4 protein-coding genes are annotated in these 4,813 nt (G+C 47.2%); all 4 read left to right on the forward strand.

Annotated features, from left to right (window positions below; translation table 11 throughout):
- A partial coding sequence (locus Q0095_RS08490) for a TGS domain-containing protein (RefSeq protein WP_297883115.1) occupies positions 1-1,448 on the forward strand: 1,448 nt, incomplete at its 5' end.
- 14 nt (positions 1,449-1,462) lie between these two features.
- Positions 1,463-2,668 carry a tyrosine--tRNA ligase gene (gene tyrS / locus Q0095_RS08495; RefSeq protein ID WP_297883116.1) on the forward strand — a complete coding sequence of 402 codons (1,206 nt, stop codon included), beginning with the start codon at positions 1,463-1,465 and terminating at the stop codon, positions 2,666-2,668.
- On the forward strand, positions 2,668-3,756 hold the full coding sequence (locus Q0095_RS08500) for a nitronate monooxygenase (protein ID WP_297883117.1): 1,089 nt from the start codon (positions 2,668-2,670) through the stop codon (positions 3,754-3,756). Before tyrS ends, Q0095_RS08500 begins: the two co-directional genes overlap by 1 nt.
- Positions 3,740-4,198, forward strand: a complete 459-nt coding sequence (locus Q0095_RS08505; RefSeq protein WP_297883118.1) for a hypothetical protein — start codon at positions 3,740-3,742, stop codon at positions 4,196-4,198. Before Q0095_RS08500 ends, Q0095_RS08505 begins: the two co-directional genes overlap by 17 nt.
- The last annotated feature ends 615 nt before the right edge of the window (positions 4,199-4,813 follow it).

Below are 4,813 nucleotides of genomic sequence, written 5' to 3' on the forward strand. Positions count from 1 at the left end.
AGGAGTATATGCTCTCAAACGGCTTTAATGAGGGCAGCTTCGATATCCAAAAGCGAATGAAGCACTACTACTCGATCTTTTTGAAGATGCAACGCAAAGGAATTTCGATCGAGGAGGTGCTCGATCTTTTGGCTATCCGCATCATCGTGCAAAAGCCGATGGATTGCTACTTAGCTCTGGGTATAATCCATACTAAATTTAACCCGCTCATATCGCGCTTTAAGGATTATATCGCGCTTCCGAAGCAAAACGGCTACCAGACGATCCACACGACCGTTTTTAACGAAAGTATGATCGTAGAGGTGCAGATCCGCACCTTCGATATGCATAACACCGCGGAATTTGGCGTCGCCGCGCACTGGAAATATAAATATAGCGGCTCAATCAATCCGAAGCTTGATTGGCTAAATGACATCGGCATGCAGGAAGAGGACGACGCCAACGCCGAGGATCTTTACGAATACGCCAAAGACAGCCTCTACGTCGAGGATATCGCCGTGTATTCTCCCAAGGGCGGAATTTTTACATTGCCGCGCGGCGCTACGGCGCTTGATTACGCCTACGAGATACACTCTCAAGTGGGCTTAAAAGCGACCGAGGCCTTTATAAATCGCGTCAAGGTGCCGCTTCTAACGGAGCTTAAAAACGGGGATATCGTTCATATCATCACCGGAAGCGAGCCACACTACCGCTGCAGCTGGCTAAGCTCGGTCAAAACGGGCAAGGCGCGCGCAACGATAAAGGCATTTTGCAAGCAAAAGATCAGAGATATAAATTTTGAAGTAGCGATTAAAATTTTATGCGCGATCTTTACGACGAGCAAGGAGAGCATTCTAAGCTGGCTTGAAAAAGAAAATTTAAGCAAAAAGATCGGCAAAGCTGCCTATGACTCGGTATTTTTAAAAGACGTCGTAAATGCGCTGAAAAAATACCCGCTCAAAGAGAAATTTTTCAATATGAAATTTCGAAGCAGGTATGAGATCGAGAAGCAAAAATTTGACAACATCGTGGTGTATTCAAATTTTAAAATCGACGAGGTTGAGTTTGATTACTGCTGCAACCCAAAGCGTGGCGACGACATCATCGGCTTTCGCAACGGACATGGCGTGACGGTGCATCATAAGCTGTGCGAACGTGCAAGCGAGCTAATCAAAACCGATGAGATGATCTTCGTAAAATGGACGCGCAATGCGCCGCACCGCTATAAGATCATATTAAATTTAGAAAACAAGCGCGGCTCGCTGGCGACGTTTTTAAACTATTTAGTCAAGCTCGAGGTCGATCTAGTGTCGATAAGCCTCAACGAAAATAGCGAAACGACGTCAGATTATTTTGAGATCATCATCGAGCTGAACGAAAATTTAGACTCCACGGAGATTAAAGACAAACTCAAAAACCGCTTTAAAATCGTGGATTTCGTATCGCTTACGGACGTATATAAAAACTAAATAAGGGAGAGCAAATGGCTGACATTCAAGGCATTATGGGAAATTTTAAGCGCGGCGTCGCGGAAATCATCGGCGAGGAGCAGATTGAAGCACTGATTAGGCGCTATTACGACAGCGGCGAGGTCTTTTACGTCAAAATCGGCATGGATCCCACTGCTGCGGATCTGCACCTAGGACACGCCGTCGTGCTAAATAAGCTTGCATTTTTGCAAAACCACGGCGCGATCGTGCAGTTTCTAATCGGTGATTTTACTGCTCAAATCGGAGATCCTACGGGCAAGAGCGAGACTCGCAAAAAGCTAGCGCGCGAAGTTGTGCTTCAAAACGCCAAAACCTACGAGCAGCAGGTCTTTAAAATTCTAAATCCCGCCAAAACCAAGGTGATGTTTAACTCCGAATGGACCAACCGCCTGGGTGCTAGCGGTATGATCGAGCTATCAAGCACTTTTAATGTTGCCAGGATGCTCGAGCGCGACGACTTCGAGAAGCGCTACAAGGCCGAGCAGCCGATCAGCATCAGCGAGTTTATGTATCCGCTGCTGCAAGGATACGACAGCGTTTGCATGAAATGCGATATAGAATTCGGCGGCACCGATCAGAAATTTAATCTTTTAATGGGTCGCCAGCTGCAAAGAATTTATGATGTTGGCAAAGAACAAAGCGTCGTGATGATGCCGCTTTTGGTAGGTACCGACGGCGCGAATAAGATGAGCAAGAGCTTAGGCAACTACATCGGCGTAACCGATACGCCTCATGATATGTACGGCAAGGTGATGAGTATCAGCGATGCGTTAATGTGGGATTGGTATAATCTACTAAGCCAAAAAAGCAGCGAAGATATTGAGCTAATAAAAGGCTTTGTGGCGGATGGCTCGATCCATCCTAAGGCGGTTAAAGAGGAGCTTGCCTCCGAGATCGTCACGCAATTTTATGACGAAAACACCGCCTTTGAGGCTAAGCAGGAATTTGACCGCGTCCACGGCGCAGGCGAGCTTCCTAGCGAGATCAAGGAATATCACGTAAGCTCGCCTGCATGGATAGTAAAGGCGCTCATCAGCTGCAAGCTCGCAGTCTCTAGCTCAGATGCACGCAGGTTGATAAAATCAAACGCCGTCAGTATCGATCAAAATAAAATTTTAGATGAGCAGCTTCAGCTAAGCTCGGGCGAATACACGCTTCAAGTAGGGAAGAAAAAATTCGCTAAATTAAAGGTGGATTAATGAGTATAAAGATAGGCAAACACGAGATTGCGCACCCGATAATTCAAGGCGGCATGGGACTTGGTATCAGCTGGGACAAGCTAGCCGGCAATGTCAGCCTAAACGGCTGTCTAGGCGTCATTAGCTCGGTCGGCACCGGCTACTACGAAAATCTTAAATTTGCCAAAAAATCGCTCGATGGCAGACCCTATCAAAGCGAGAATTTTTATAGCAAAGAGGCGCTTTTTGCCATCGTACAAAACGCCCGTAAAATTTGCGGCAATGCGCCTTTGGGGATGAACGTAATGTGTGCGGCGAACGACTACGAGCGCATCGTGCGCGACACGTGCGAGGCGGGTATCGACATCATCATAAGCGGCGCGGGCTTGCCTACTAATCTGCCGGAATTTACGGCAGATTTCCCAGACGTCGCGCTCGTGCCTATCGTCTCCTCCGCCAAGGCTCTTAAGATCATCGCCAAACGCTGGAAGCAGCGCTACGACAGAATTCCTGATGCCGTAGTGCTTGAGGGCCCTCTTAGCGGCGGGCATCAGGGTTTTACCTACGAGCAGTGTGGCGATCCGGCGTTTGCGCTGGATAATCTAATCCCGCAAGTAAAAGCAGAAATCTCGCAATGGGGCAGCTTTCCGCTATTTGTCGCAGGTGGAATTTGGGATAAAACCGACATCGATCGCGTGAAATCTTTGGGCGCGGACGGCGTGCAGATGGGTACGCGCTTCATCGGCACCTTTGAATGCGACGCCGCGGAGGAATTTAAGCAGGTACTTCTTAATGCCAAAAAAGAGGACATCGAGCTTCTAAAATCGCCCGTAGGCTATCCTGCGCGCGGAATTCATACAAATTTACAAGATATGATCGCCGCAGGCACGGCGCCTAAGATCCGCTGTATCAGCAACTGCGTAAGCCCTTGCGAGCGCGGCAAAGGTGCTAATGCCGTAGGATACTGCATCGCAGACCGATTAAGCGACGCGTATCTTGGTAAAACGCAAAGCGGACTGTTTTTCACCGGCGCGAACGGCTGGCGATTAAACGAGATCATATCCGTGAAGGAATTGATAGAAAAACTTGTAAATGGCGAAGATAGTTAAAATTTTTCTAATCGCGGCTTTTAGTTGCGTATTGGCGTTTGGAGCTTCCAGCGAGGCGTTTTTTGCGAAATTCGATAAGGATTTCATCGTAGCTACGCCAAACTATAAGCGCTCGCTGCACAAAGAGCTAAAATCGCTCTACGAAGGCGCATCGCAGAAGGAAGTCCGAATAAAAGCGCTAAAGAGGCTAGTTTATAGCTCGAAAAATTTAGGGCTTGACTCCTCGCCTTATGAATCTGCGCTAGCCAAATTACAGGGCAAAGCAAGCGATAGCAGCACGAATTCTAAAAAGCTCAAAGATGAAAACACAAAAAATTCCAAAAGCTCGGACGAGAAAAACGCTTCAAATTTAGCGCATAGCCCCAAAGCCTCCGCCTCTAAAAATTCTAAGAATTCAAAAAATTCCACTTCCAAAAATCTCAGCAGACTGCCCAGAGGTTGAGCACACCGGTATTGTACGCACGTTCAAATACGATCATGGTGACTGTCTTCTACGGAAGATAGCAATTTGTCGAGTTCCCAACCGCTCTTGGAATTACAACAACTATCAAGTTGTTGCTATCTTCGACAAGCTTGTTGCCGTCCTTCGTGGTTCGACTCGATGGATATTGCTCAAAAATCAGTTTCTGTACACGGATGAGTACTGTGATGCAATTCAATACGAGGGTCTTGTGTTTGCTGCCACCACTCGTGGCACTGTTTTTGCATGGAATCCTCATGATTTCAGTACGTTTGTCTTCCACCATAATTATAATTGTTTCATCCACATGCATGCGGGTTAGCAAGTTTCCCTTTACTAATTAACCTTCTTCTTGTGTTTCCAAGGTCCTGTGAACATTCCACCACCTATACTTGAAATTTTTTATAACCAAGGGGGAGATGACGATGGTGATGATCACGAGCATGAGGACGAGCAGAACTTATATACTCAGTGGCGCCTGGCAACTAATTCCGATGGATCACCTCTTCTTGTGTGTATACAGCCCACTAATGATGTTACTACTGAGGGAGCACGTGTTGTCTCCCATGGCCGCACTCTCCAGATGCATAGTGCAAG

The organism is uncultured Campylobacter sp. (genome assembly GCF_938045535.1).
Lineage (GTDB): Bacteria > Campylobacterota > Campylobacteria > Campylobacterales > Campylobacteraceae > Campylobacter_B.